Annotated in this window: 4 protein-coding genes; 3 read left to right on the top strand and 1 reads right to left on the bottom strand. The window is 37.2% G+C overall.

Translation table 11 applies throughout. The features are described 5' to 3' along the window. Positions 1-190 precede the first annotated feature (190 nt). From ftsE to LIZ98_RS16970, 3 genes are all read left to right on the top strand, one after another. A complete protein-coding gene (gene ftsE / locus LIZ98_RS16980; RefSeq protein WP_034772578.1) occupies positions 191-877 on the top strand; it encodes a cell division ATP-binding protein FtsE in 687 nt (228 codons plus the stop codon). Next, entirely contained in the window at positions 867-1,760 is an 894-nt protein-coding gene (gene ftsX / locus LIZ98_RS16975) for a permease-like cell division protein FtsX (protein ID WP_034772576.1), read from the top strand. Before ftsE ends, ftsX begins: the two co-directional genes overlap by 11 nt. Before the next feature lie 95 nt (positions 1,761-1,855). Further along, positions 1,856-3,109 (top strand): murein hydrolase activator EnvC family protein, encoded by a 1,254-nt coding sequence (locus LIZ98_RS16970; protein ID WP_227140349.1) that lies wholly within the window; start codon positions 1,856-1,858, stop codon positions 3,107-3,109. Between the two features lie 328 nt (positions 3,110-3,437). On the opposite strand, the gene LIZ98_RS16965 is transcribed toward LIZ98_RS16970, so the two are convergent. Beyond that, the gene (locus LIZ98_RS16965) at positions 3,438-4,157 is read right to left on the bottom strand and encodes a YebC/PmpR family DNA-binding transcriptional regulator (RefSeq protein WP_227140348.1); all 720 of its coding nucleotides are present in this window, start codon (positions 4,155-4,157) and stop codon (positions 3,438-3,440) included. Positions 4,158-4,359 lie beyond the last annotated feature (202 nt).

Genomic DNA, 4,359 nt, shown 5'->3' with positions numbered 1-4,359 from the left:
AATCTTTGGTTATTCTACAAAAAATGGTAAATCCCCCAATAAAACCACACCTTCTGAAACATAAATGTAATCTTTTTTTATCTCAATTTGTCAAAATATGATGTTATAATGGTAGATGTGTAGAAAATTGCAGACGATAAAATAAAAAGTTGATATATAAGAAATGATAAATTTAGATAGGTGATTGTAAATGATTGTTATGGAAAATGTATATAAAAAGTACCCGAATGGTGTTGTGGCAGCCAATGGGATCGATGTGGCGATTGAGCAAGGAGAATTCGTTTATGTCGTTGGTGCAAGCGGTGCGGGGAAATCTACTTTTATAAAAATGATGTATCGTGAAGAAAAGCCCACAAGTGGAAAAATTATTGTTAATGGTATAGATATAGCAAAATTAAAAAGTAGTAAAGTTCCTCTCTTTAGAAGAAGCATTGGTGTTGTTTTCCAGGATTTTAAGCTTTTGCCGTCTTTAACGGTATATGAAAATGTTGCTTTTGCCCTAGAAGTAATTGAAGAATCCCCGAGAATCATTAAAAAAAGAGTTATGGAAGTACTAGAATTGGTTAATTTGAAACATAAAACCCGTATGCTTCCTTCTGAGTTATCCGGCGGGGAGCAGCAACGGGTTTCTATAGCGAGATCAATCGTTAACTCACCAAGTATTGTCATAGCGGATGAGCCGACGGGAAACCTTGACCCTGATACGTCATGGGAGATTATGAAAACATTTGAGCAAATCAATTCTCATGGAACGACGATTGTCATGGCAACTCATAATAAAGATATTGTGAATACGAAAAAACATCGTGTTATTGCCATTGACGGAGGAATGATTGTCCGAGATGAACAACGAGGTGATTACGGTTATGAAGCTTAGAACAATCGGACGACATGTACGGGAAAGTTTTAAAAGCATTTGGCGTAATGGCTGGATGACTTTTGCGTCAGTAGGTGCTGTTACAGTTACGCTTCTTTTAGTTGGCGTTTTTTATGTGATATTAATGAATTTGAATGAAGTAGCTAATTCCATTGAAGAAGATGTAACCATTAAAGTTTTGATTGATACAACAGCAACCCCGGAGCAGCAGAAGGCACTCGAGACGGAACTGAAAAGTATGCCTGAAATCAAGTCGGTTGTATTTTCTTCAAAGGATAACGAGCTAAATCAATTAGTTGATAGTTTTGGACAACAAGGGGAAATTTTAAAGCTTTACGAACAGGAAAATCCGCTCAATGATGCCTTTCTTGTTAAGGCAGCAGAACCCGAAACAACGAAGCAGGTGGCTAAAAAAATTGAAAAGTTGGAAAGTGTTCACCTTGTCAATTACGGCCAAAATGATGTAGATAAATTATTTAAGATTATTAGTATCAGTCGTAATGTCGGTCTTGTGATCATCATCGGATTGCTATTAACAGCGGTTTTCTTAATTTCAAATACGATCAAAATTACGATTGTTGCCAGAAGAAGAGAAATTGAGATTATGCGATTGGTTGGTGCAACAAACGGTTTTATTCGCTGGCCGTTCTTTTTGGAAGGATTGTGGTTAGGTATCTTTGGGTCAATCATACCTATAACTATTATCGCAATTCTCTATAAAAATATTTATGGATACTTGGCACCAAAACTGGAAGGGAATTTTATTCAAATTCTTGAATTCACTCCTTTTGTCTATCAAGTAAGTCTACTTTTACTGTTGATGGGCTGCATCATTGGTGTATGGGGAAGTATGATGTCTGTACGTAAGTTTTTAAAAGTTTAATAGACTTTTTTCATAATAACTTATCAGGTCCTTTTTTCTTTTTATGAAAAAAGGGCCACATACATAATAATTCAACGAGTAAAGGAGGAAAAGGGTTGGAAGGAAAGAAACTTACATTAGCTATCACACTTACTTTAGGATTAACAACTATGTTAAATGGTTCTTTTGTTCATGCAGCATCAGTTTCCGAGCTGAATAAACAGCAAAAAGAATTGGAGCAAAAGAAATCGAGTGTCAATTCCGAATTAAATGAGGCATCCCAAAAACTTGAGGAAAATAAAAGTAATCAAGCAGCATTAAGTGCAGATATGCAAAAATTGGATGCAGAAATTCAAGAAGCGACACAAAAGTTGGACGAAATTAATCAACAAATCAACCAAAAAAATCAAGAGATTACGAATTTAGAAAATGAAATTAAACAAATAGAGGAAAGAATAAAAAAACGTGATCAGCTCCTGAAAGAACGTGCCCGGGCTATGCAAGCGAACGGATCGGTTAAATATTTGGACGTTTTACTAGGGGCACAGAGTTTTACCGATTTTATTAGCCGCGTAACTGCAGTTTCCACAATTATGGAGGCTGATAAATCAATTATTGAAGAACATAAACGGGATCACAAATTATTAAATGAAAATAAATTGAAAGTTGAGCAAGAAAAAACACAAATCGAAACTTTAAAAGGGCAATTGGAATCAACAAAAGCAACATTAGAAACGAAAAAAGCAGAGAAAGATCAAATTTTAGCCAAGTTAAAAGAAGAACACGATTCCATAGAAGAGTACTATATGGATTTACAAGAACAGCAACAAGTGTATGCAAACCAAGAAGCCGCTATAAAGAAGGCCATTGAGCTGGAACAAAAGAGACAAGCTGAAGCAGCAAAAGCTCAACAACGGGAAGCAGCTGCAAGTGGCGGTGGCGGAAGTTCTGCACCGGCTGCACCTGTAACAGGCGGCTTATTTATTCGTCCGACTGGCGGATCGATAACATCCGGATTTGGTGGTCGTGGGTCAGGACATCATTTTGGAATTGATATCGGCGGTTCAGCAGGGGATCCTGTCTATGCGGCAGCATCAGGGGTTGTCTACCGTTCCTATTACTCCTCGAGTTATGGTAATGTTGTATTCATAACCCATTATATTAATGGACAAACATATGATACAATTTATGCTCACCTTTCATCCCGAAGCGTTAACGAAGGCGACGTCGTTCAGCAAGGCCAATATATCGGTGCAAAAGGAACGACCGGTCAATCATCAGGTGTTCACTTGCATTTTGAACTCCATGTCGGCAAGTGGAATGATGCGAAATCCAATGCCGTCGACCCAAGAAGCTATATCCATTTTTAATAAACGCTAAGATGAAATGGATGAGAGAAAAAATACCTTTTACTTTTAAAAAAAACTACCGGAAAATAAATGATCCGGTAGTTTTTTAATGGTTTCGGGGTCGGCAACAAAAGTAAATACGCCTGGCGTGAAGATTTCGATTGAAAACAAAATTGCACATCGAATTCACATCCTTATTGGAGATTATATATTAACGTATAAAAAAGGTCTATACCGCGACTCTAAACCGTAAATATAGCCCCTTGCTGGAGATTTATACATTCTTAACGTATAAAAAAAGCCGATTCCGGTCACTTGATTGAAACCAAAATCGGCCTTTCTCCATTCATTAATCATCCAAATTAACATTATGATAAACTTGTTGAACATCATCCAAATCTTCTAACGCATCAATTAACTTTTCAAATTGAGCTTTTGCCTCACCAGTTAAAGTGATTTCTGTTTGCGGAAGCATTGTAATTTCCGCAACGGAGAATTCGGTAATTCCTGCATTTTTTAGTGCTTGTTGAACTGCATGAAATTGTTCCGGTTCAGCATAAACAATCACGCTGTCTTCTTCTTCCAAAATATCACGAACATCAATATCCGCTTCCAGTAAAATTTCAAGAACTTCATCGGCCGTTTTCCCTTCAAACATAAACACGGCTGTTGCATTAAACATATACGTTACAGAACCGGTAACGCCCATATTTCCACCATTTTTACCAAATGCAGCACGGACATCAGCTGCAGTACGGTTTACATTATTGGTCAGGGCATCAACAATAATCATCGAACCGCTTGGACCGAAACCTTCATAGCGGAGTTCATCATAATGCTCGTCCGAACCGCCTTTTGCCTTTTCAATCGCCCGATCAATGATATGACGCGGAACATTATACGTTTTTGCCCGTTCAATGACAAATTTCAAAGCTTGGTTTAATTCCGGATCCGGCTCCCCTTTTTTTGCGGCAACAAAAATTTCTGTACCGAATTTCGCATAAATCCGGCTTGTATTTTTATCTTTTTGTGCTTTCTTTTCTTTGATGTTATTCCATTTACGACCCATTGGACACACGCCTTTCTCCATATAGAATAGATATATTTTAGTAAGAAATATACGGTAATGTATTGTACTGCGGAAAATCGTCTTTTCTACAGATTGTACAAAATTTCACTTCAATATTATACAACAAGATAAAGCAAGTAGTGAATTTTTATCTTAAATAGGCGAGAATACTCCTACTTCAAGGAGCGGTAGCGAGTAAGTG

Origin of the sequence: Caldibacillus sp. 210928-DFI.2.18, assembly GCF_020554505.1 — a bacterium.
Taxonomy (GTDB): Bacteria; Bacillota; Bacilli; order Bacillales; family Caldibacillaceae; genus Caldifermentibacillus; species Caldifermentibacillus hisashii.
The sequence above is the reverse complement of the archived record's forward strand: the minus strand, read 5'-3'. Positions and strand labels throughout refer to the sequence as shown.